We start from the raw sequence: 22,642 nt of genomic DNA, 5'->3' as shown, positions 1-22,642 counted from the left end.
TCGAACCCTGTCAGAGTATAGCAGAACCCCCGATTTTTGTGAACTTCATCCAAATAAAGCAACTTGCCCTTTCACAGCGAAAGGACAGCTACTTAGGTGAGGCTTCTATTTGGGACCATTGAAAATTCAACCGTTTATACACAGTTAAAAATTCATTGAAGGTTTTTCAGAACTTTTGATAGCGGATAGATGCCGATACTCTGAATGATAAGGGACAGGAGTATAGCAGCGAAAGCCAGGGAAATGAGCAGCTGATCTTTTCCTGAAGCCGTTTCTTCAAGCCACAGCAACAATGCGACTGACATCGCGCCTTTTATTCCTGACCAGGCAGTTAAAGTGATCGTCGAAAAATCATTTTTGAATTCATTTCTCCATTTAGACACCCCGTAAATGAACAGCCCGATTATAATAAAACGGACGCTAATTGTGAGCAAGAAAATAGCAATCGCAAACCACCAGCCCGAGAAAGCCAGATAGTCGGCGCTACGGATGCCGATCAGAAGAAACAACACAGCTAAAAGAACCGGGGTGACAATATCCCAAAAACCGTCAAGCGATGGCTGAAGTGTATCTTCTTTAATTTCCTTGCCCATTTCATAAGCTACGAATATCCCTGCTGTTACCGTCGCCAGGACTCCCGAGACGCCGATTGCCTCTCCAATATAAAAAGCGCCGTAAGCACCGATTACACTTAACATGACCTGGTATATCTTGTCTTGCCTAAATCGGATGGTTTCCCTCATCAGCCATCCGGCGACAACTCCCAGAGCTACTCCTCCGATTGAAACGACCAGAAGTTCTGAAATGAATTCGCCTAAAGAAAATCCTCCGCCTGTCTGATACATTGCCAGGAAGATAGTGAAGAAAACGATGCTTGTTCCATCATTGATCATAGACTCCCCTTCCACCACGTCTGCAATCTGTTCAGCGCCGCTGCTTTCCTTCAGAATCGTGATGACCGACACCGGGTCAGTCGGTGTCAGGATAGCTGCCAGCAAAAAGGCAGCAGTAAAAGACAGCGCGGTAAAAAATGTTCCTGCCAGATATATCGATAAGCCTAAAAAAAGAACAGTTGCAATCAAGCCGATGGTGCTAAAGCTAATGATAATACCGATATTTTCCTTTAACTGTTTTAAAGGGAATTGATAAGCGGACGTGAAAAGGATAGCCGGAAGAAAGACATTGAAAATAATATCCTTCGAGATATTGAAGTCCTCGAAATAAGGGATAAATGATAAGCCCAAGCCAATCATGACCAGTACAACAGGTACCGGAAAAAATTTCTTCTTGATATCGATGGTATAGACGATATAGCCGATAAACAATAAGAGAAGCAGTTGATGGGTAATCAAAACCGAAACCTCCTTTCATAGTTAACTCCGCTTCTACATAGTATACCTGGCTACGAAAAGAGAAAACCCCGATAAGGAGACTTTTGGAAAGTGTCCTTATCGGGGTTTTGTTCGAATTCGCTATTTTGCATTCTATTTAGTTGAGCAGCTCATTAATTTTTTGTTATTGCATTTTCGAACGCAGCATCGCGTGGATAAACCCGTCCAAGTCGCCGTCCATGACCGCTTGAAGGTTGCCGGTTTCATGGTTGGTCCGGTGGTCTTTCACCATGGAATACGGGTGGAAGACATAAGAGCGGATCTGGCTGCCCCAGCCGATTTCTTTTTGCTCACCGCGGATTTCCAACAATTGCTGTTGTTGTTCTTCGATCTTCAACGCATATAGTTTTGCTTTCAACATTTGCATCGCTTTCTCGCGGTTTTTGATCTGTGAGCGTTCCTGTTGGCACGTGACAACCGAATTGGTTGGAAGATGCGTGATGCGGACAGCGGAGTCCGTCGTGTTGATATGCTGGCCGCCGGCGCCGCTTGCGCGGTACGTATCGACCTTCAAATCTTCCGTGCGGATATCGATTTCAATTTCACCTGTAAACTCCGGCATCACTTCACATGACACAAACGAAGTGTGGCGGCGCCCGGATGCGTCGAACGGTGAAATGCGCACAAGGCGGTGGACGCCTTTTTCAGCTTTCAAGTAGCCATACGCATTATGGCCTTTAATGCCGAGCGTTACAGATTTCACGCCTGCTTCGTCTCCAGCAAGATAATCCAAAGTTTCAACTTTGAAACCGCGTTTTTCTGCCCAGCGCGTATACATGCGCAGCAGCATCGAACACCAGTCTTGAGACTCGGTTCCGCCGGCTCCTGGGTGCAGTTCCAGAATGGCGTTGTTTTTATCGTACGGCTCGCTCAGCAAGAGCTCGAGTTCGAAAGCGCTGAGATCTTTAAGAAACTGCTTCAGTTCCTCACTCACGTCTTCATGAAGCTCTTCGTCGGGCTCTTCACGCAAAAGTTCAAGCGTCATTTCCATATTCTCTTGCTCGTCTTCGAACTTGCGATAGCGATTGACGGTATCTTTTAATGCATTCATTTCGGAAATGACGATTTGAGCTTCTTCTTGGCTGTTCCAGAAGTTCGGGTCGATCATCCGCTCGTCCAACTCCTGAATGCGTGCCTCTTTGTTTTCTAAGTCAAAGAGACCCCCTAAAGTCGGCCAGTTTTTCGGCTGTTTTGTCGAGCTCGTTGCGAATATCGGATAATTCCATCATAATAATTTCCTCCTCATAATAATGCCGAAGAGCTTTTGCTCTTCGGCCATGTAACTCATTTACGAAGCTGCTCCGTGGCAGTTCTTAAATTTCTTGCCGCTGCCGCATGGGCACAGGTCGTTTCGGCCAACTTCCATTTCACGGCGCACCGGTTCTTTCTTTTTGCGCGGTGCTTCTCCGCCTTCTTTCGGGTTGACTGCCTGGCCTTTAGCCACTTCTTCGCGCTGAAGATTGTTTTTAATCTCCGCTTTCATCGAATATTTCGCAACATCGTCTTCAATCGCTGCAATCATCGCTTCAAACATCGCAAAGCCTTCGTTTTGGTATTCGCGCAATGGATCGTTCTGGCCATAGGCGCGCAAGTGGATCCCTTGGCGTAATTGGTCCATCGCATCAATGTGATCGATCCATTTCGTATCGATCGAACGCAACAGTACGACTTTCTCGAATTCGCGCATGCGTTCCGGCGTCATTTCCACTTCTTTTTCATTGTAATGCTTGGTCACTTCACCGCGGATATGCTCGATGATCTGTTCTTGCGTCTTGCCTTCGAGATCTTTTTCAGTGATGGTATCTTCCGGCAGTAAATTCGCCGAAATCACTTCAGTAAGGGATTTCAAATGCCATTCTTCCGGCGTTTCACCAGTTGTGTAGCTTGCAACCATGCGGCCTACCGAGCCATCGATCATATTCTCGACGAGTGCACGCATATTATCGGTCTCCAGTACTTCCAGACGCTCTTTATAGATGATTTCACGCTGTTCGCGCAAGACATCATCATACTGCAAAAGGCGTTTCCGTGCGTCGAAGTTATTGCCCTCTACCCGTTTTTGGGCAGATTCGACAGAACGCGTCACCATGCGCGACTGAAGCGGCTGGGTATCGTCCATGCCGAGTTTACCCATCATGCTGCGCATCGAATCAGATCCGAAGCGGCGCATCAGGTCATCTTCGAGCGATAGGTAAAACTGCGTAACGCCCGGGTCGCCTTGACGCCCGGAACGGCCGCGCAACTGGTTATCGATACGGCGGGATTCGTGGCGCTCTGTACCGAGAACCGCAAGTCCACCTGCTTCAATGACGCCTTCGCCGAGTTTAATATCCGTTCCGCGCCCTGCCATGTTGGTAGCAATCGTCACCGCGCCTTTTCGGCCGGCATCCAAAATGATTTCGGCTTCATGAGCGTGGTTTTTCGCATTCAATACCGAATGCTTGATGCCTTTTTTCGTCAAGTATGCGGAAATGATTTCTGAAGTTTCAATAGCCACGGTACCGACAAGGACCGGCTGCCCTTTTTTGTGGCGCTCGATAATGTCTTCCGCTACGGCTTTGTATTTGCCTTCTGTCGTAGCGTAGATTAAATCGACACGGTCATCCCGGATAATCGGCTTGTTTGTCGGAATAGAGATGACGTTCATATTGTAGATATTGCGGAACTCTTCTTCTTCCGTTTTCGCCGTACCCGTCATGCCGGAAAGTTTCTCGTACTTGCGGAAATAGTTCTGGAAGGTGATGGTCGCCATCGTCATCGACTCATTTTGCACTTCCAAGCCTTCTTTTGCTTCAATCGCTTGGTGAAGACCGTCTGAATAGCGACGGCCTTTCATCAGGCGGCCGGTGAATTGGTCAACAATGACCACTTCGCCTTCTTGGACAACATAGTCGACATCATTTTGCATTGTGACATGCGCTTTCAGCGATTGGTTGATTGCATGGTTCAAGCGGACATGCGTTAAATCGAACAAATTGTCGATCCCGAAAGCTTTCTCGACTTTTTCAATGCCGTCTTCCGTCAATACTACGCCTTTAGTCGTTTCATCATATGCGTAATCTATGTCTTTCGTTAACAGGCGCGCAAACGCATTCGCTTGCATGTACATTTGTGCCGACTTCTCAGCTTGCCCTGAAATGATCAGCGGTGTCCGAGCTTCATCGACTAAGATGGAGTCAACTTCATCGATTACCGCAAAATGAAGCGGCCGTTGAACCATATCTTCTTTATACAGCACCATATTATCGCGCAAATAATCAAAGCCGAGTTCGTTATTCGTGCTGTACGTAATATCAGCTTCATACGCTTCTCGTTTTTGGTCTTTCGTCAAGCTATTGATGTTCAAGCCAACCGTCAAGCCGAGCCAATTATATAATTCGCCCATTTCTTCCGCATCACGGCTCGCCAAATATTCGTTTACTGTGACGACGTGGACACCTTTTTTTGTTATGGCGTTCAAATATACAGCCATCGTCGAAGTTAAGGTTTTCCCTTCCCCTGTCTTCATCTCGGAAATATTCCCTTGGTGAAGTGAAGCTGCGCCCATGATCTGTACGCGGAACGGGTACATTCCGAGGACGCGCTTAGAAGATTCCCGCACCGTTGCAAAAGCTTCAGGCAGCATATCACCCAGCGTTTCCCCTTTTTCGAAACGCTCTGTAAACTCATTTGTTTTCGCTTTTAACGCTTCATCCGGTAAAGCACCATATTCATCCGCTAATACTTCCACCTGATCTGCAACTTTTTCCAATCGTTTTAAATCCCGTTTATTCGGGTCGAATACTTTATTCAATACTCCAAGCATGTTAACCGCTCCCTGCATGGCGATTCCGGTTCAAGCTAGCCGGTTGACCGCGATTGCTCGTATTTTCATTACCTTTGGTTCTTACGTTCGCCTTCATCAAATGCAGCATTTTCAATAAAAATCTCATCATTCATTTTAACACTGCACTATAAAGCGTGCAAACAATGCATCGGCAAGACCATAACAATAGATTACCAAAAAGCGCCGATATGTATTACCGATCGATTGACAGACTCTATTTTCAACAAAGAGCAACAGAAATAAGCCCACAAAAAAAAGCCTCCCGTTACAGGAGGCTTTCTGTTTTATGAAGTTGTTTCAATCAAGCCGTATGAACCGTCTTTACGTTTGTAGACGATATTTGTGCCATTGGATTCGGCATCGGTGAAGACGAAGAAATTATGCCCCAGCATATTCATTTGAAGCACTGCTTCCTCTTCGTCCATCGGTTTCAAATCAAACTGCTTTGTACGGACGATTCTCAAATCTTCCTCTTCCGAATCTGCAGCGCCGTTGTTTTGCGCTTCGCTTTCGGCTATTGCAAATGCAAGCCCCATTCCTTCACGGTCACGGAATTTTCGGTTTACTTTCGTTTTATATTTGCGGATTTGACGTTCAAGTTTCGCAACGATCAAGTCGATTGCCGCATATAGATCGGCGTGCCGCTCTTCAGCACGCAATGTTAGATTTTTCATTGGGATGGTTACTTCCACTTTTGTTTGGTTATGGTTATAGGTTTTTAGGTTCACCATAGCGGTAGCGTTCGCGCCGTCGGTGAAGTAACGTTCGATTTTCTCGATTTTCTTTTCAATATGGTCGCGTATCGCGGGAGTTACCTCAATATTTTCGCCTCTGATGTTGAATTGCAACATATGAACTCCTCCTTCTTTTTGCTATCTATCTATTTCTACTAGTTCCCTGAAGAATCCTTCTTGAAACGTAAAAAGTTTCAGGACGATAACAAAAAGGTAAACTATGAGACAAGGAGATGAAGCCAATGTTTACAAAAAAAATAGTCGTTGTTACGGGTGCCGCACAAGGGATCGGCAAAACTGTAGCAGAATATTTCCAGAAACAGGGAGCCACAGTGATCGGCCTTGATATCACCCCCCTCGCGAGTGAAGGAATCGAATACCACCACTGCGATGTCGGGGATTTTTCTTCAGTGGAAAATGTCTTTCGCGATATTTACGAGACGCATAACAGCATCCACGTCCTCATCAACAATGCCGGCATTTCAGAATTCAAGTCGCTATGGGACATTACAGAACAAGATTGGGACCAAGTGCTCGATACGAATTTGAAAAGCGTCTTTATCTGCAGCCGTGAAGCCGCCCGTTATATGGATGACGACATCCGCTCAATCGTCAATATGTCTTCGACACGAGCATTCATGTCAGAGGAAGGAACGGAAGCCTATTCGGCGTCGAAAGGCGGCATTTACGCATTAAGCCATTCACTTGCTGCGAGCCTCCACACAAAAGGCATCCGCGTCAATTCGATCGCCCCGGGCTGGATCCATACCGGGGACCCGACAGAATTGCGGGCCGTTGACCACCAGCAGCATTGGAGCGGACGCGCCGGGACGACCGACGATATCGCAAGAGCATGCTTATTTCTATCAAATCCGGACAATTCTTTCATCACAGGTGAATGTCTCACGATTGACGGCGGAATGACCCGGAAAATGATTTACGAACATTGAACAAGCGGCTGCTCAGCAGCTGTTTTTTTATGCCTTTTAGAGCAAATGAAATGGCCGATGCCTCGTTAGGCGCGGATCAAGGTCAGCATGCGGATGTCTTTAGCGCCGCCTTGCGTCAACGCTTTGGCCGCGTGGCGCATCGTAGTGCCTGTCGTATAAAGGTCATCCACCAGCAAAACCTGTTTCGGAACCGCCTCACCATTTAGATGGAACAAATCGGTTGAAGCGATCCGTTCTTGGCGGTTTTTTTCACCTAAAGTTTCGCCGCATTTTTCGAGCAAATGGCTGTACCGAACTCCTGCTGCCACGAGCAATTGATCTACTTGCGAAAAGCTGCGTTCATGAAGTTTGCCAGGGTGAAGCGGGATCGGCACAACCGTTGCCCGTTCTTTAACGAGAATTTCCTTCAAGTCGCTAGCAAACACTTCCGCTAGTACGACATCTTTCAAAAACTTATATTGATGAAACCAGTTTTTCATCGCTTCATTATAGCTGTATAAACTAATACCTGATTCGATCAAATCTTGATAGCCATGTGCTTCCCAGTACAAACAATCGCGGCATAATGCATCGCCTGGCTTGCTGCAAAGCCTGCAGCCTGAGGTGTTGAGCTTCAAAAATCCGCTTCTGCACTCCCTGCACAGCACTTCCGGCAGTTCCTGTAGAAAAATCCCCCGCCAAGACGGAACAAAGCGCAGTTGTTGATCGCATAAATAACAGTTCATGTGATCGCCTCCTTATTATAAGAAAGAATCGTTTGACGGGCCTGGTCCATTTGGTGTGCGATCCCGTCGTGGAAAAACAGGACATCCCCCGTCGGATCAGCAGCGCTTCGTCCGACACGCCCCGCAATTTGAATGAGCGCTGCCGCATCGAAAACCCGGTGATCGGCACCGATGACCGCAACTTGCAAATTCGCAATGGTAATGCCGCGCTCTAAAATCGTCGATGTCGCTAGGCCCAAGAGTGCGCCATTTCTCAGCCGCAGCACTTTCTCTTTGCGGTCCGGATCTTTCGAATGGACCGCTTCAATGCGCGAATCAATTGCCTTCAACAGCGGTGCTGCTTGATCAATCAATTCGACAGAAGGGAAAAACAACAGGAATGGCTGCTTTTTTTGGAGTTTATCCTCGATCCATTTTTTTAATGGCACAGGAATTTTTTTTCGATGGATTTTCCGTTCGTAATTCCACAGAGCCCGGTAACTGGGGACAGGCAACGGCGCACCATGATAGCGGCGGAAAATGGTGGAGTGCTCGGAGACGTTTTTTTGGAGTGTTTTCGATGGAGTCGCAGAAATGTAGATAATCGGGGCGTTCCGTTTCCTCGCTTTTTTCACTGCCCGTTCAAGTGAAGGATCGAGCGAATACGGAAAGGCATCCGCTTCGTCGACGAACAGTACGTCAAAAGCTTCATGGAATCGGTACAATTGATGGGTTGTGGTGAGGATGATTTCTCCGTAGCCGTTTTGTTCGGGGCTGTTGCCATAGAGGGTATGAATGGTGGCGTCCGGGAAAGCTTGGTGAAATCTCGGAGCCAGTTCAAGGATGACATCGGTGCGCGGGGCTGCGACACAAATGCGCAAACCTTTTTGCAGCGCTTCATAAATCGGGGCAAAGAGGATTTCTGTTTTGCCCGCTCCGCAGACTGCGTACAGCAAATGGTCACTGCCCCTTTCGATGCTTGCGGAAATGGCTTGTGACGCTTTTTCTTGCAAAAAGGTGAGCGATCCTTGCCAGCCGAATACTCTCGGCCCAATCTGTTTGGCGGTTGGTGCCGTCCATACAACCAATTCCGTGCAGCTGCTGATGCGGCCCATCTTAATGCATGTCCGGCAATAGCGGCAAACCTTGTTGCATGTCGCGCAATAATAGGCAATGATGGATGCTTGCGAGCGCTCGAGGCATCTGCGGCATTCGCCGGCATCTGTAATGCCTGCAATCACTTGTGCTTTGTTTTGCTGAATGGCTTCTTGCAATTCCTGTTCCGAAAAAGGAAATGCTTGCCTAATCCAAACACGCCCGGTTAAAAATGCTTCCATTGGTCTCATGAATGTCCTCCTTTTTGGGTAGCCAAAAGGCCTTAGCAGGTCATTTCTTTGCCCAGCCAAGACCCATAGCGCCTTCTCCTAAATGTGTACCGATGACCGGCCCGAAATGGGAAATGGTGAATTCCACATCCGGACAAGCGAGTTCAAGTTCTGCCTTCCATTTCTCTGCTTCTTCTGGTCGGTTCGCATGGATGACCGTCGCTTGCAGCGGCTCTTTGCCGCAGTCTTTCTTCAGTTCTTCCGCGATGCGGTTCATCGCTTTTTTTCGTGTGCGGATTTTTTCATACGGCACGATCAATTTATCTTGGAAATGCAATAGCGGCTTGATTTGGAGCATGCTCCCGACGAGTGCCTGCGCACCGGACAAGCGGCCTCCGCGCTGCAGGTGGCGCAAATCTTCCACCATGAAATAAGCCCGCAACGATTGTTTCATTTCGGCAAGTGCAGCAAGAATCCCTTTTGCATCCATTCCTTGTGCTGCCAAATCAGCTGCTTTCAATGCATAAAACCCTTGAACCGCACAAGCTATCTCAGAATCGAATACTTGGACATCCAGCTCTTCAACCATGTCCCCTGCTTGTACCGAGCCCGCAAAGGTTCCACTGATGCCGCTGGATAAATGGACCGCGACGACTTCATCGTATTGTTCTGCCAGCTTTTCATAAAGTGTAATAAATTCACCGATCGGCGGCTGAGACGTTTTCGGAAGCTCTTCCCGTGCTTTTTCATAAAATTCCTCAACACCCAATTCGGTTTCAGCATAAGCTTTTGTGCCGAACGTGATCTGCAAAGGAACAACATGGATTCCTTTGTCCTTTGCTTGCTGCGGAGGAATATACGCTGTACTATCCGTTACAATTGCTGTTTTCATATCTAATCAGCCCCCACTGCTATCTTATCAAATCTGGTCTGCCAATTGGCAATAAAAATAAGTTTCCTTGATGAATCAATCAATGTGATATGCTTCATCCGGAAATTAAAAATGCTTTTCCCGACAGTAGCAGGATAGCCAGTGTCAGAAAAAGCGAAGTCCGTTAAAACTTTATTGGTTGCCGATGAAATGCAGACTGGTCACTTTCCAGTTTCCTTCTTCTTGCTTGAAAACGACTACTTGCCGACCGGATTGCTCCATACCCTGTTCAGTGCCGGCTTCTTTCATCTCCACATCAATCGTAGCATACACTTCTGCACGGCCTTCCTCATATTTCACGATTGTTTCATTGCTGGTTGTATACGTCGTATCGTATGTTTCAAAAGCTTGCGCCAGTGCTTCTCTATCTTCTTCCCGGTCAAAGCCGTCTGGATTCTCGGCGATCACGCCCATGTAACGGTCCAGATCCTCTTCATTGAATGCTGCGATATATTCATCGTAAGCGCCAAGGATTTCCTGTCGCTCCGTTTCCGGAACTTCCGCTGCGATGATTTCGCCATCATCGTCCAATGTAAAACCTACTTCTTGATCTTTGATGCCATGTTCGACCGCGTTATTTTCACTAGTAGCATTGCCATCTTCTACATTATTGTTGTTAACCGCCGAATCGTCTTCGCCCGAACAGCCTGCAAGTGTAAGCATAAGGCCAGTTGCTAGTATCCATTTTTTCATGATGCATTCCTCCTGCGCTCATTTTGCCATAGCTTTCTGTGGAATACAATGAAGAAACGGTGTCATTGTCGAACAGGACAGTTCATCTCGCCTTACGGTACAATGGAAGAAAGCTTATAAGGAGGCAATGCACGTGGAGAAATGGGAAGCCGAACGATTGCTCGACAAAAAACTGCAAGATACCCGCACCTACCCGAGACGAAGAACCCCGGCGCGCGCGAAAAAATATACCTTATCAATGGAAGCTGTAGAGAATTATGTCGTCCTTGATTTCGAGACGACAGGCCTGCGTGCAGGAGACGATAAAATCATCCAAATTGGAGCCGTCAAATATATCGGGCACAAGCAGCAGCAGACGATGTATTTAATGATCAACCCGGAACGGGCGATTTCAAGCACCATTACACGGATTACCGGGATTCAAAACAGAGACGTTGAAAATGCACCGGTGATCGAAGAAATCGCCCCGCAGCTGGTTGGCTTTATCGGTGACTTGCCGATTGTTGCCCATAATGCACCTTTTGATATGGGCTTTCTCTATGCACTGGAGCAGTTTACGCCGATTCCCCCTTATCAGGTGATCGATACGGTCAGGCTCGCACGTAAATTCATCACGGAAACACCGAACCATAAGCTGACGACTTTATCAGCTTATCTGGAGCTCGAACACAATGCGCACGATGCGCTCGGGGATTGCCTCGTCACCGCATCCATCTACCAGTTCTGCATCGGACGCATGTAAAAAGCGCCGGAAGCATATGCTTCCGGCGCTTTTTCTATTTTCCCGCTTTAGCGGACTTCTACCCAACCGTTTTTGATGGCGGTTACAACAGCTTGTGTCCGGTCATTTACTTGCATTTTTTGGAGAATACTTGATACGTGGTTTTTCACCGTTTTCTCCGAGATGAACAATGTTTCTCCGATGACGCGGTTGCTTTGCCCATCCGTCAAAAGCTGTAAAACTTCACTTTCGCGCTTTGTCAATAAATGGTAAGGGCGGCGAATTTCCGTCTGATGGAAAGAGCCTTTGTTTTCGCGTTCGCTCAAACGGCGGAATTCCATGACCAAATTGCGCGTCACTTTCGGATGCAGATAAGATCCGCCTTTAGCGACGACTTTGATCGCCTGGATAATCGCATCTGCGTCCATTTCTTTCAGCATATAGCCGAGTGCACCTGTTTTCAGAGCGTGCGTCACATACGATTCGTCATCGTGAATGGACAGCATAATGACTTTTGCGTCCGGGAATTTCTCGATCAATTCCCCTGTTGCTTCGACGCCATTTTTCTGCGGCATATTGATATCCATCAGCACGACATCCGGATGATGCTCTTCGTAAAGCTTCAAGACTTCTTCGCCGTCCCCGCCTTCTGCAACTACTTCGAAAGAATCTTCGAAATCCAAGATGCGCTTTACCCCTTCACGAAATAATTGGTGGTCATCGATAATAATAATTTTCGTCATTATGTCGTCCTCCTCAAATACCATATCTTATATACCCGCCTTCAGCGGAATATGAAACATCAACACTGTTCCTTCTCCGAGCGTAGAGTTGATGAAAAATTCTCCACCAATCAATTCGATCCGCTCCCTCATACCGGTCAACCCAAAAGACTGGTCTTTGACAATCCCCTGATCAAAGCCCGAGCCGTTGTCTTTGATGATGATGGAAACTTGCTCTGACAGCCATTCCATCTTGACTTCGATGTCCGTCGATTTGCCATGGCGGATCGCATTGGAAACCGCTTCTTGCACAAGCCTAAAAATGGACGTTTCAAAATTGTTCGGAAGCCGTGTTTCTTTGCCATTCGATTGGAAATCAAGCCGGACACCATGATTATATTCCTCAATCGTTTCCAGATATTTTTTTAAAGTCGGGACAAGCCCGAGATCATCCAGTGCCATCGGACGTAAGTCGTAGATGATGCGCCTGACTTCCGTCAGGGCTTGGCGCACCATATCCTTTAACGAAGAAATTTCCTTGAAAGCCTTTTCCGGCCCTTTTTCACGGAAGGTCTTTTCGATCAAATCTGAACGCAAGAGAACATTCGCCATCATTTGGGCTGGGCCATCGTGAATTTCCCTCGACAGCCGTTTGCGTTCTTCTTCCTGTGCTTCAATAATGCGCAAACTATAGTCTTGTTTCGTTTTGGACTTATCTAGCACTTCACCGACATCTTCCGAATCGGATGACAAATAATTTGTCGTCACATTGATCTGATTAACCAAGCGCTCTGCACGTTCGATCGTCTGCAGAAGTTTTTGGAGCTTTTTTTGGAGGCGATCACGTTTTTGGCGATATTTCTTTTCTTCTGCACGGTTCAATGATAACTGCACTTGCAGCTCGTTCGCCAATTCATACGCTTCACGAACCTGGCTTTCAGTGAATTTATTAAAAGAACGGGACAATTCAGCGAGACGCCGGCGTGCTGCCCGCGTCCTCTCTTCCAAAGCGTCGCCTTCCGCAATGATGCGGCCGATGTTCGCCCTGACATTCTCCAGTTCGTCTTTCATTTCTTCGTAGCTTTGGCGACTTTCTTCGCTAATGGCGAAAATATCTTTTTTTGACTGATCCATCTTTGCGACCAGTTCATCAAAGATGGAATCCAATGAAGTTCCATCGCTTTTCTTTGCCATTCTAAAACCGCCTTAAGCTATACTTAACGTAGCCCTTTAATTTCTTGCTTCTTTTGGCTTAACGGGCTTTAACAAGTATACCACTTTATGTGCAAACCCATATTAAGAATACATTACAAACTATATATGTTGAACTAAAGAAATATCAGTCAATTACCACTACTACTTGACCACTAACAATTTGCGAACAAACAAACAGATATGGAGCAAAACTACGGAGACTCCCAAGGGAGCAACGTAGCGACGCGACACGAGTCAGCCGACCCCCCGCAGGAAATGAATAAGCGAAGGGAAGCTGAGCAATGCTTTTCTCGGAGTGGTTTTGCGGAATATCTACAGTGGAAATTTATTAGTTCAACTTATATATCTGATTTTATTTTACAACAGGAGGAGTTAAATTGCGAGAAAATTACATAACAGTAGGAGCTTCTGCCAGTGCAGAAATACTCATAAACAAGTCCCGTTTCATTGGCCATGCGGCTCGTGCTGAAACGGAAGAGGAAGCGATCGCTTTTATCAATTCGATCAAACAGCTTCACCGGCAAGCTACGCATAATTGTTCTGCGTATATCATCGGCGAACACGACTCCATCCAAAAAGCCAACGACGATGGGGAACCAAGCGGCACTGCCGGCGTCCCTATGCTAGAAGTATTGAAGAAACAAGGATTGAAAGATACCGTGCTGGTCACAACGCGCTATTATGGGGGCATTAAATTAGGCGGTGGCGGTTTGATCCGTGCGTACGGCAAGTCAGCTACTGAAGCCATTGCAGCTGCCGGCATCATTGAACGGCGCCTCCATTACCTAATGCAGGTGTCGATCGACTATACGTGGCTCGGCAAGATGGAAAACGAAGTCCGTCAGTCCGGATATCCTTTAGCGGGCATCGAGTATTCGGATTTCGTTGAATTATCCATCCATGTGCCAATTGAAAAAGAACGAGAATTTAATTCGTGGATGAACGAAATGACGAATGGGCAAGCCAAAATCAGCTCCGAAAAAACCGAATTCCTTGAATTTCCGTTACCATAGTTTCTTTTCATTTACGCACGGTGCAAATCACTGTATAATATCAACAGCACAAAAAATGAAAATTCGTAAATTCACTATGTCCATATTCTTACATTACAGACATGGACATGTGCGGGACGGTTCCAAAAGCCCCACATAATCCCTTCTAGAGGAGCTATTATAATGAACCGTAAATTGCACCGTAAAGAGCAGTCAAGACGCCGGCGAAAAATAATGAAAATCACCGCAATCTTGTCAGTTTCACTTTTGATCTGTTTATCCGTCTTTGGCATTTGGCTCGTGAAAAAAGCAGAATTCGCTGCGAATAATGCTTATACTGCAGACGGCCGCGATAAATCCGATCTGCGGGATGAGCAGGTTGAACCGCTTAACGACAACATTTCCATTCTTTTTATCGGAATTGATGACAGCGAAGCACGAAACCAAAGCAGCGATAATGTCCGATCCGATGCCTTGGTTTTAGCTACATTGAATAATGCGGATAAATCGGTGAAGCTCGTCAGCATTCCACGTGATACGTATACGTACATCCCGGACTCCGGCCGAGAAGACAAAATCACACACGCCTATGCGTATAACGGTCCACGTTCGACTATCGAAAGCGTCGAAGGGTTGCTCAATGTACCTGTCGACTATTACATGACGATGAATTTTGACGCCTTTGTCGACGTGATCGATGCGCTCGGCGGCATTACAGCTGAAGTTCCATACGACATGAAAGAAAAAGATGAGACCGATTCCCACAATGCCATCGAACTTGAGGAAGGTATCCAGGACCTGAACGGCAGCGAGGCACTCGCTCTAGCAAGAACCCGTTATTATGACAATGACATCGAACGCGGGAAACGCCAGCAAATGATCCTCGAATCCATCATGGACAAAGCCTTATCGGCTGGTTCTATTACAAGATATGGAAATGTCATTGAAGCAGTTGGGGACAATATGAAAACCAACCTAACTTTCCGCGATATGCAGGCATTTTTCGAATATGCGAAAAACGGCAAACCGAATGTAGAAACGATGAGCGTCCAAGGATACGATGATATGTCGACGGGCATTTATTATTATATGCCTGACGAAGAGTCTCTTGAGGAATTACAGGACATCCTGCAAGGCCATCTCGGCTTGAAGCCGGACACGTCCAATCTGTCTTTAAATCCAGACGATTTTGCCGAACAAGCTCTCCCTTCAATGGTGCCAGAGCAATAAGAAAATAAGGCCTTAGAAACGATTTCGTTTCTAAGGCCTTATTTCATGTTCACGCGTATTCGAAATCTCCATGTGCAAAGAAAAAAGCGGCCGCAGCCGCTCGTCATTTCCCTATCATTCTTACCAGGTTGATCAAAGGGCGGTAATTCTTTCCTGCCAACCCAACGACCTCAACAAATAACTCGATCGCCAGCAGCATGACACCGATCAGCAAGATGCCTCCCCACAATGTAGCTTGTGAGAACAACAAGGTAGCTAATCCGAACAGTGCCGCTATGCCATAGATGATCAATACCGTTTGGCTATGTGAAAAACCGATGTTCAGTAAGCAATGGTGCAAATGCGATTTATCCGCTTCCGAAATGGATTTCTTCTCGCGGACACGCCGCACGATCGCAAAGAATGTATCAGAAATCGGCACACCGAGCATGATGATCGGAATGATCAATGCTACAACTGTGACGTTTTTGAAGCCCATGAGCGCCAAAACTGAAATCATGAATCCGAGGAACAAAGCTCCTGTATCCCCCATGAAAATCTTCGCTGGATGGAAATTATAGAACAGGAAGCCGATTGAACTAGCAGCAAGAATCGCAGCCATCGACATGACGAACACATCGCCCATGATATAGGCCATCGCGGCAAGCGTTAACAATGCGACTGTCGAGACACCAGCTGCTAGGCCATCGAGTCCATCAATCAAGTTGATGGCATTGGTGATGCCCACAATCCAGATGATCGTCAGCGGGATGCTGAAGTAACCGAAATCCAGCACGCCACCGAAAGGCAAGTTGATGAAGGAAATTTCAAGTCCCCCACCGACCACCACGACGCCTGCCGCCACGAGCTGCCCGAGCAACTTCGCTTTAGCCGTGATTTCAAGCATATCGTCGAATACGCCTGTCACAATGATGATCACTGCTCCGATGATGATAGCTGTTTCAATCGGAATCCAGGATGAAGCAATAGCTGATGAAACGGGATCTTTTGGTTGAAGAATGAAATAAGCAATCAAAAAAGATCCAAATATAGCTAAACCGCCTAAACGCGGCATTATTCTTGCGTGCACTTTTCGGTAATTGGGCCGATCTACTGCCCCGATGCGAAATGCTAATCTTTTCACAAGGGGTGTCAGGAGAATCGAAGCGATGAATGCCACAACCATTGTAAGGTATAGCATGTCCTTCCTCCTTAAAAAAATCTCATTTTGCATACATATCCATTATTATTATAGCACGCTAGAAGAAAAATGGAAGTGATAACTTCCCCGCGCTCAAAGGCTTTCCTCATTATTACGGGACGGTTTGGAAGGTAGAAAAGTTTCCATTGTTCAAAATTCTATTGAAAATAAAGAGAAACTTCAATAGTGGGGGTTTTCTTAATCCCACACTGATTGTTAGTTGATCCAATCGGAACGTTGAAGCGGGATTAATGATAAAGCTAATGGCTACTGACGGAAACCAGTTCTTTAGTATTGGTATGTTAAACTTTTTATTAAATTCCGATAATTAAGTGGCGCTTTTGTAGTATTATATCCTTTATCTGATATAATAAACATATAGATTACTATTAACATACTATAATGAGCGGGAGTGCTAATTATGGACAGTAACCTTCTATTTTACGCATCAAAGAAACACTGGTCCCCTTACGATGAAGCCGCTGTGTTGAAAATGGATTTTCTAAAAAGAGCAGAACTTGCACGGTCGATCAATTGTGAAGGCTTGTTAGTGGACTTATCACTCGATCAGCATCCTGAAGTCCGACAAGGCGTCGCCGCAAATGCAGCTACACCACTGATGACGTTGAAACGATTAGCCGAGCAGGATTTATGCTTATCTGTCCAAGACAAAGCCCAAGAAACGCTAAACAGACAATCACAAAAATCGTAAGCATCAGCTTCCCAACATACAGGGAAGCTTTTATTTTCCATTTAAGGTTTACAGTTTCATAGAGCGGCTATATAAGAAATAAGATAATTTTAAAGGAGGCAATACCATGGCAGAAAAAGGTGGATTTTCAGATAAACTAAAAGGTGCCGTCAGCAAAGGCAAAGGCGAATTGAAAGACCAAGTCGGCAACGCGACCGATAACCAGGATATGCAAGCTGAAGGCAAAACGGACAAAACAAAAGGGAAATTCCAAGATACCGTTGGCAAGTTTAAAGACGGCATCAATAAAAATAAGTAATAACTTGAAAAGCCGGCATTCATGCCGGCTTTTTTATTTTCCCTATTATAATTTTCATAACTGCGTGAATTCAGTTATAATAAATTTCTGTGCAACTATGTTTAATTCAGAAGGAGAACTCCATGAATAAGAAAACGCTTACAAATTCTGAAACCTTGACCATCGGCCTTATGCTTTTCGCGCTGTTTCTCGGTGCTGGAAACCTTATCTTCCCCCCTTACCTTGGACAATTAGCCGGTGACCAACTACTTCTGGCCATATTCGGGTTTCTACTGACAGGTGTGGGCTTGCCGCTTCTCGGCATCCTGGCCATCGCTAAGGCGGGTGGAGATTTGCAATCCATTGCCGGCCGAGTACACCCGGTCTTCGGTATCGTCTTCACAATGATCGTCTACTTGGCAATCGGGCCTTTTTTCGGAATTCCACGTACTGCAACCGTTGCGTTTGAAATCGGCACTGCGCCATTTTTAACAGCTGGACTAGCGTCGTCGTTTTGGTCGCTATTTCTGTTCACCATCATTTTCTTCACTATTACCGTTCTATTTGCTTTAAATCCGACCAAACTGGTTGATCGCATCGGAAAAATCCTTACGCCGATACTTATTGTGGTCATCGGTTTCCTGGCTGTGAAAAGCTTCCTGACGCCAATGGGCCCGATCGGCGCGCCAGTCGGAAATTATGACACAGAGGCATTTTTCGAAAGCTTCCTGCAAGGGTATTTGACCATGGACGCTATCGCGGCGCTCGTGTTCGGGATTGTTATCATCCAGTCCATCCGCGCTAAAGGCGTTGAAGACAAAAACGTCATTTTAAAAACGACGGCCTATGCAGGATTTATCGCGGCAACCGGATTGTCGCTCGTGTATCTGTCTCTGAGCTATATCGGTGCCACCAGTGTAGAAGCTGTCGGGATGCAAGAAAACGGCGGTGCAGTAATCGCCCTGGCTGCACGTGTCTTATACGGAGAAATCGGCGGCTTCATTTTAGCGCTGGCAATCACGTTTGCTTGCTTAACTACTTCCATCGGGCTCGTTTCGGCAACGTCCCAGTTTTTCAATAAGATTTTCCCGCAACTCTCTTATATTGTCTATGTCTTCATTTTTGCCGGCTTCTCGGCCATTATAGCCAACGTAGGATTAACGCAGCTTATTGCCATTTCATTGCCTGTATTATTGGCGATTTATCCACTAGCCATTGTGCTCGTAATATTATCATTTTTCGACCGCTCTTTTTACCAAAAACCGTATGTCTACATTATTCCATTAGTGTTGACGGGTATTATCAGTATTTTCGACGCATTGAAAAGCTCTGGATTTGAATTTGCTGCAGCCAGCCAACTGTTCTCGTATTTACCGTTTTATGAGCAAGGAATCGGGTGGTTAATGCCTGCGGTCATCGGAACGATTATCGGCATGATCATCGCACGGATGTCGCATAAACCAAACTCACCACGCAAACAAACTGCACAATAAAAAAGGCCTGAGAAAAGAATATTTTCTCTGGCCTTTTTATTTAGAATAACCGAGGCGTCGGTGGTGTGCCTGTTTTTTTCTCAACTTGATTATGAAAATCATTTACATTCCGCGGGCTTTTTGGAGATTCAAAATCATCCCGGCGATCGTTCAACAAATGCTCTTCTTCAGAGTCTCTGCCGAATGGAGCCGGCCCAAGGTTCGGATCTGCTCCGGGTGATGGTTCATTCTGGCGGCGGTTTACTCCGTCTTCACGGTTAAGTTCCTTTTCGCCTTCAGAAGTTCCGAGTTCCGGCTCATGATCCATGCGTTTTTCAGCTGGTTTCTCTGCACCTGATGGCTTTGCACGATCTCCAGTCGGATGGATTTCATCGCCTTTTAGGCGCGAATCCTGCGATTTACTATGCGGTTGGGATTTATTCGTCTCTTCACGTGTAGCATCCGTCGTATAAATCCCTTTCACTCCAGTATCACGGTGTTTTTCGTGCTTTTGGTCATCTTTATCAAGAATTTTTTCTTCGTTATACTGTCTTCCCTCGCGCTCTATGTCGCGGCCAAATGGAGCAAATGCGGTATTGCGGTCTTCACCTTCTAAATCCATCGGACGGTTATCATCCGAATGCGAAGAAAAATGTTCACTTTCCCCGCTTCCGCTAGGTGTGCCATCCGTATAAAGCAAAACAGCTCCGCGCTCAATTTCACGATCATAATGGTCAACTGCATCACGGTCCAAACCGAATTGTTCGAGCTTCGTTCGCGCCTCGTTTTCGCCGGTCAAGAAAATCTTCATGCGATTTTTGAAGGAATTTGCCTTGTAGGCATCCACCCCGTACCGGTCATGCGCTTGCTTCACCATGTTCTTATCGTTCGCCAGGACATGAATATCTTCGTTTCGGTATCCTCTTGCGATAAGAGTGTCTAGTGCTTGCTCCATTTCCTCTTGCGAATACACAATTTCATATTGACGGTTTGTCTGTGCCATCTTCATAACCTCCTGAATTAATCTTTTCTTAATTTTTGTTTACCCTCACTGCATAGACGCTAAAACATCGCATTATTTCTTTGACTCCATGATCCAAACGCTTTTAAAAAACAAATAAGCCCCCATCCTGATATGGATGAAAGCTCTACTAGTTATTTATATTTTTTATCGCTCGTACTATGCGTTTCCGCTTTGCTGCTGCCGCCTCTTGCTTTTTCGACTTCAGGCTTTTCCTGCGTCGAAAATGACACATGCCGCTCATCTTTTACAAGAGTCGGGTCTTGCAGGAACGTCTCCCCGCGTGCAAATCGATCTTCCTGCTCATCGTAGTTATTATCGACCGATTTTATGAATTGCTGGCGCTCTGCATCGGCAGGAGTATCCAGTGAGCTGCCTTCCGCTTCTCTCACAGCTTCCACAATTCCTTCTCTTCCACCTTCAGCGTATAACAGAATTCCGCCTTTAGCTACATCTTCCGTATAGCGCTTAGAATCCGCTTCCGACAAATCGAGCGATTCGACAGCTTCTCGGATTGCACTTTTCCCTGTCATAAAGCTTTTCAATTTGTCCCCGAACGTGCCCGCTTCTTCGACTTGAACTTGTGTCCCTCTTAAGCTGTCGGCATTCTCTGCGACTGCATGAATATCAGCTGCCGAATACCCTTGTTCGGTCAATTGCGCAATCTTACGCTCATAATCTTCCTGTGAATAGACAACGCCTAGTATTATTTTATTGGATGAACTCATCATAAAAAACCTCCGATTATAAATAAGTTAATTTGTTGGGTTATTTCTGTTTACCCTTAATCTCTTATAACCTAAACTTCAATAAGTCACTCGCATTGAATCAAAAGAACTATGCATAAAACTAATTAATGTAATGATTTGGATTATTTTTTAGTTATTAGGCACTTTTTACCTTTTTTCTAAAAACAAGAGTTATGATAATAAAAAAGCAGTTTATTTTGAAAATTGATGCTATCATAGATTTAATATGAGTAAATAAAGTAACATATGGATTTGGAGGCGGTAATTATCGTACTGAACAATCTCTCGGATTTCCGCCTACCGGGACCGCCTGGTAGAGCTGGGGAAAACTCTCCTACATGGATGATTGAAGTGCTGCCCATGCAACTGGAAAGGAGAGTGGAAATGGATACAGGAATGCGTTTGAAATATCATCGGCTGAAAAAGCGTTTCAGCTTGGAAGAAACAGCATCAGGCATTCTTTCGACAAAAGATTTGAAAAAAATCGAAACTGGACAGAAAGAACCTGCACTCAAAGAGTTGGAAGCTCTGTGCAAAAAACTCGAAATCCCGCTAGCCGCGAAGGACAATCCGATCGGCAAAGTGCTCGTGAAAAACTTCAAAAACTCGCTGCTCCATCCACAGAACAAAGGCAAGATCATGGAGCATTACGCAGATATCTCCAGCCACCCTCTATTGCGCGCAGATGAAGATGTCGAACTCGAATTCGACATCCAACAGATCCGCTACTTCATCATCACCGGTGATTTGGAGTGTGCTGAAGATAAGATCAAGGAAATGGACCGCTTCAAGGAATTTATGAATCAGGAACAGTATTACCTGTTCAATAAATATAATGGGAACTATAACTATATTCTTAATGATTATGAACAGGCATTAAAGACCTATTTGATCGCTGAAAAGATTGCTCCAAAATCCATTTCTGCTGCAGAACTTGGCGATCTCTATTATTCAATCGGGATATCTAGCAATTATTGTCGTGAACATGAATTGGCTTTTAAATATTCAGATTTAGCTTTAAAGATATATCAGCAAGAGTTTGTTCCGAAAAGGATTGTGGAGTGTCACCTTAATATAGCAATAACCCACGAACATTTTGGAAACCATAAACTATCAATGGAGCATTATAAAAACGCCTTAACTATCGGCAACAAATTGGATATCGATATTTTGAAGTTCACTACGGAATATAATGTAGGTTATTCGTATTTTATTTATCAACAGTATGAACAAGCGATTCCACATTTGCATAGCGCTTTAAAATACATCCCCGACGAATACGTAGCTGACTCTATTTCCGCGCATTGTATTTTGATTAAAAGCTATTTCGAACTTGGCAATAAAGTTAAAGCCCATGAAACAAAGGTTATTGGTTTAGAGATTGTAAAAGCAAAAGAGTTGCGCTTAGATTCACCTTCAAATTCCGCCTTTATGGATGCTTACATGGAATTCGTAGCTCTTACTTATTTGTTAAATGATCAAGAAGAAGAATTTGAGGCAATTTTATTAAATAAACTAATAAAAAGTTTTGAAAATTCCGATAGTTTTCATGACTTAGGATATTACCTTGGTTATTTGGGTAAGTTATACTTTAGACAGGGTCGATATAAAGAGTCTGCTGAGGCATTGGAAAAATCAAAGGATGCGTACAAGGAAGTACTTAATATTGATTAGGAGTGGAGAATAATGAAAAAAGGTATCGCCATATTATTTGTATCCGCAATTGCATTAAGCACCTTACCAACATTCAATACTGTATCCGATTCTGAAGAGTTAGCTGCTAAAGCTCGTATTCCT

The 22,642-nt window shown here is 45.4% G+C and carries 21 protein-coding genes; 8 read left to right on the top strand and 13 right to left on the bottom strand.

The features are described 5' to 3' along the window. Positions 1–152: 152 nt before the first annotated feature. The 4 genes from J7E21_RS02670 to hpf form a co-directional block, all read right to left on the bottom strand. Positions 153–1,325 (bottom strand): cation:proton antiporter, encoded by a 1,173-nt coding sequence (locus J7E21_RS02670; protein ID WP_251047773.1) that lies wholly within the window; start codon positions 1,323–1,325, stop codon positions 153–155. A gap of 190 nt (positions 1,326–1,515) precedes the next feature. Next, positions 1,516–2,617, bottom strand: a protein-coding gene (prfB, locus tag J7E21_RS02665) for a peptide chain release factor 2 (RefSeq protein WP_215106073.1) whose coding sequence is annotated in 2 segments (ribosomal slippage) — positions 1,516–2,544 and positions 2,546–2,617 — 1,101 coding nt in all. Because the reading frame shifts where the segments join, the coding sequence is not laid out codon by codon here. A 62-nt stretch (positions 2,618–2,679) separates the two neighbouring features. Beyond that, on the bottom strand, positions 2,680–5,196 hold the full coding sequence (secA, locus tag J7E21_RS02660) for a preprotein translocase subunit SecA (protein ID WP_215104490.1): 2,517 nt from the start codon (positions 5,194–5,196) through the stop codon (positions 2,680–2,682). A 305-nt stretch (positions 5,197–5,501) separates the two neighbouring features. Continuing rightward, positions 5,502–6,068, bottom strand: a complete 567-nt coding sequence (gene hpf / locus J7E21_RS02655; RefSeq protein ID WP_285228723.1) for a ribosome hibernation-promoting factor, HPF/YfiA family — start codon at positions 6,066–6,068, stop codon at positions 5,502–5,504. A gap of 125 nt (positions 6,069–6,193) precedes the next feature. Here hpf and J7E21_RS02650 point away from each other — a divergent pair, with 125 nt between their 5' ends. Beyond that, positions 6,194–6,901, top strand: coding sequence for an SDR family NAD(P)-dependent oxidoreductase (locus tag J7E21_RS02650; RefSeq protein WP_215104488.1), 708 nt, complete (start codon positions 6,194–6,196; stop codon positions 6,899–6,901). Between the two features lie 65 nt (positions 6,902–6,966). Here the strand turns inward: J7E21_RS02650 and J7E21_RS16170 are convergent, their stop codons facing one another. The 4 genes from J7E21_RS16170 to J7E21_RS02630 all read right to left on the bottom strand — a co-directional run bounded on the left by J7E21_RS16170 (position 6,967) and on the right by J7E21_RS02630 (position 10,554). After that, positions 6,967–7,626: a ComF family protein gene (locus J7E21_RS16170; protein ID WP_251047772.1), complete on the bottom strand. Its 660-nt coding sequence runs from the start codon at positions 7,624–7,626 to the stop codon at positions 6,967–6,969. Then, a complete protein-coding gene (locus J7E21_RS02640; RefSeq protein WP_215104486.1) occupies positions 7,623–8,951 on the bottom strand; it encodes an ATP-dependent helicase ComFA in 1,329 nt (442 codons plus the stop codon). Before J7E21_RS02640 ends, J7E21_RS16170 begins: the two co-directional genes overlap by 4 nt. A 40-nt stretch (positions 8,952–8,991) precedes the next feature. Further along, on the bottom strand, positions 8,992–9,822 hold the full coding sequence (locus tag J7E21_RS02635) for a DegV family protein (protein WP_215104484.1): 831 nt from the start codon (positions 9,820–9,822) through the stop codon (positions 8,992–8,994). Between the two features lie 171 nt (positions 9,823–9,993). Continuing rightward, positions 9,994–10,554: a DUF4440 domain-containing protein gene (locus J7E21_RS02630; protein WP_215104482.1), complete on the bottom strand. Its 561-nt coding sequence runs from the start codon at positions 10,552–10,554 to the stop codon at positions 9,994–9,996. A 133-nt stretch (positions 10,555–10,687) separates the two neighbouring features. Here J7E21_RS02630 and J7E21_RS02625 point away from each other — a divergent pair, with 133 nt between their 5' ends. Further along, positions 10,688–11,296 (top strand): exonuclease domain-containing protein, encoded by a 609-nt coding sequence (locus J7E21_RS02625; protein ID WP_215104480.1) that lies wholly within the window; start codon positions 10,688–10,690, stop codon positions 11,294–11,296. A 47-nt stretch (positions 11,297–11,343) separates the two neighbouring features. Here J7E21_RS02625 and J7E21_RS02620 read toward each other — a convergent pair whose 3' ends face one another. Together J7E21_RS02620 and J7E21_RS02615 are read right to left on the bottom strand one after the other, a co-directional pair. Next, positions 11,344–12,018, bottom strand: a complete 675-nt coding sequence (locus tag J7E21_RS02620) for a response regulator (protein ID WP_215104478.1) — start codon at positions 12,016–12,018, stop codon at positions 11,344–11,346. Positions 12,019–12,045: 27 nt separating this feature from the next. Further along, a complete protein-coding gene (locus J7E21_RS02615; protein WP_215104476.1) occupies positions 12,046–13,191 on the bottom strand; it encodes a sensor histidine kinase in 1,146 nt (381 codons plus the stop codon). Between the two features lie 398 nt (positions 13,192–13,589). On the opposite strand from J7E21_RS02615, the gene J7E21_RS02610 reads away from it, so the two are divergent. Both J7E21_RS02610 and J7E21_RS02605 read left to right on the top strand, forming a co-directional pair. Continuing rightward, positions 13,590–14,225 (top strand): YigZ family protein, encoded by a 636-nt coding sequence (locus J7E21_RS02610; protein ID WP_215104474.1) that lies wholly within the window; start codon positions 13,590–13,592, stop codon positions 14,223–14,225. Between the two features lie 162 nt (positions 14,226–14,387). Then, positions 14,388–15,434, top strand: a complete 1,047-nt coding sequence (locus J7E21_RS02605) for an LCP family protein (RefSeq protein WP_215104472.1) — start codon at positions 14,388–14,390, stop codon at positions 15,432–15,434. Between the two features lie 103 nt (positions 15,435–15,537). Here the strand turns inward: J7E21_RS02605 and J7E21_RS02600 are convergent, their stop codons facing one another. Beyond that, a complete protein-coding gene (locus J7E21_RS02600) occupies positions 15,538–16,614 on the bottom strand; it encodes a glycosyltransferase family 4 protein (protein ID WP_215104470.1) in 1,077 nt (358 codons plus the stop codon). A gap of 421 nt (positions 16,615–17,035) precedes the next feature. On the opposite strand from J7E21_RS02600, the gene J7E21_RS02595 reads away from it, so the two are divergent. From J7E21_RS02595 to brnQ, 3 genes are all read left to right on the top strand, one after another. Then, entirely contained in the window at positions 17,036–17,326 is a 291-nt protein-coding gene (locus J7E21_RS02595) for a hypothetical protein (RefSeq protein WP_215104468.1), read from the top strand. Between the two features lie 106 nt (positions 17,327–17,432). Beyond that, positions 17,433–17,624, top strand: a complete 192-nt coding sequence (locus J7E21_RS02590) for a CsbD family protein (RefSeq protein ID WP_215104466.1) — start codon at positions 17,433–17,435, stop codon at positions 17,622–17,624. A 122-nt stretch (positions 17,625–17,746) separates the two neighbouring features. Continuing rightward, positions 17,747–19,096, top strand: a complete 1,350-nt coding sequence (gene brnQ, locus J7E21_RS02585) for a branched-chain amino acid transport system II carrier protein (RefSeq protein ID WP_215104465.1) — start codon at positions 17,747–17,749, stop codon at positions 19,094–19,096. A gap of 40 nt (positions 19,097–19,136) precedes the next feature. Here brnQ and J7E21_RS02580 read toward each other — a convergent pair whose 3' ends face one another. Next, the gene (locus tag J7E21_RS02580) at positions 19,137–20,078 is read right to left on the bottom strand and encodes a YflT domain-containing protein (RefSeq protein WP_215104463.1); all 942 of its coding nucleotides are present in this window, start codon (positions 20,076–20,078) and stop codon (positions 19,137–19,139) included. Between the two features lie 152 nt (positions 20,079–20,230). Then, positions 20,231–20,827 (bottom strand): general stress protein, encoded by a 597-nt coding sequence (locus J7E21_RS02575; RefSeq protein WP_251047770.1) that lies wholly within the window; start codon positions 20,825–20,827, stop codon positions 20,231–20,233. Positions 20,828–21,091: 264 nt separating this feature from the next. On the opposite strand from J7E21_RS02575, the gene J7E21_RS02570 reads away from it, so the two are divergent. Next, complete coding sequence (locus J7E21_RS02570; protein ID WP_251047769.1) at positions 21,092–22,519, top strand: tetratricopeptide repeat protein; 1,428 nt, start codon at positions 21,092–21,094, stop codon at positions 22,517–22,519. The last annotated feature ends 123 nt before the right edge of the window (positions 22,520–22,642 follow it).

Origin of the sequence: Planococcus sp. ISL-109, from assembly GCF_018613655.1 — a bacterium.
Taxonomy (GTDB): Bacteria; Bacillota; Bacilli; order Bacillales_A; family Planococcaceae; genus Planococcus.
This window is presented reverse-complemented; position numbering and strand designations above follow the sequence as displayed.

Coding starts and splice junctions, on each gene's coding strand:
- J7E21_RS02635 (WP_215104484.1), bottom strand. CDS start 9,822: ATGAAAACAGCAATTGTAACGGATAGTACAGCGTATATTCCTCCGCAG.
- secA (WP_215104490.1), bottom strand. CDS start 5,196: ATGCTTGGAGTATTGAATAAAGTATTCGACCCGAATAAACGGGATTTA.
- J7E21_RS02630 (WP_215104482.1), bottom strand. CDS start 10,554: ATGAAAAAATGGATACTAGCAACTGGCCTTATGCTTACACTTGCAGGC.
- J7E21_RS02570 (WP_251047769.1), top strand. CDS start 21,092: ATGGATTTGGAGGCGGTAATTATCGTACTGAACAATCTCTCGGATTTC.
- J7E21_RS02605 (WP_215104472.1), top strand. CDS start 14,388: ATGAACCGTAAATTGCACCGTAAAGAGCAGTCAAGACGCCGGCGAAAA.
- J7E21_RS02640 (WP_215104486.1), bottom strand. CDS start 8,951: ATGAGACCAATGGAAGCATTTTTAACCGGGCGTGTTTGGATTAGGCAA.
- J7E21_RS02575 (WP_251047770.1), bottom strand. CDS start 20,827: ATGATGAGTTCATCCAATAAAATAATACTAGGCGTTGTCTATTCACAG.
- J7E21_RS16170 (WP_251047772.1), bottom strand. CDS start 7,626: ATGAACTGTTATTTATGCGATCAACAACTGCGCTTTGTTCCGTCTTGG.
- J7E21_RS02590 (WP_215104466.1), top strand. CDS start 17,433: ATGGCAGAAAAAGGTGGATTTTCAGATAAACTAAAAGGTGCCGTCAGC.
- hpf (WP_285228723.1), bottom strand. CDS start 6,068: ATGTTGCAATTCAACATCAGAGGCGAAAATATTGAGGTAACTCCCGCG.
- J7E21_RS02650 (WP_215104488.1), top strand. CDS start 6,194: ATGTTTACAAAAAAAATAGTCGTTGTTACGGGTGCCGCACAAGGGATC.
- J7E21_RS02600 (WP_215104470.1), bottom strand. CDS start 16,614: ATGCTATACCTTACAATGGTTGTGGCATTCATCGCTTCGATTCTCCTG.
- J7E21_RS02615 (WP_215104476.1), bottom strand. CDS start 13,191: ATGGCAAAGAAAAGCGATGGAACTTCATTGGATTCCATCTTTGATGAA.
- brnQ (WP_215104465.1), top strand. CDS start 17,747: ATGAATAAGAAAACGCTTACAAATTCTGAAACCTTGACCATCGGCCTT.
- J7E21_RS02580 (WP_215104463.1), bottom strand. CDS start 20,078: ATGGCACAGACAAACCGTCAATATGAAATTGTGTATTCGCAAGAGGAA.
- J7E21_RS02620 (WP_215104478.1), bottom strand. CDS start 12,018: ATGACGAAAATTATTATTATCGATGACCACCAATTATTTCGTGAAGGG.
- J7E21_RS02595 (WP_215104468.1), top strand. CDS start 17,036: ATGGACAGTAACCTTCTATTTTACGCATCAAAGAAACACTGGTCCCCT.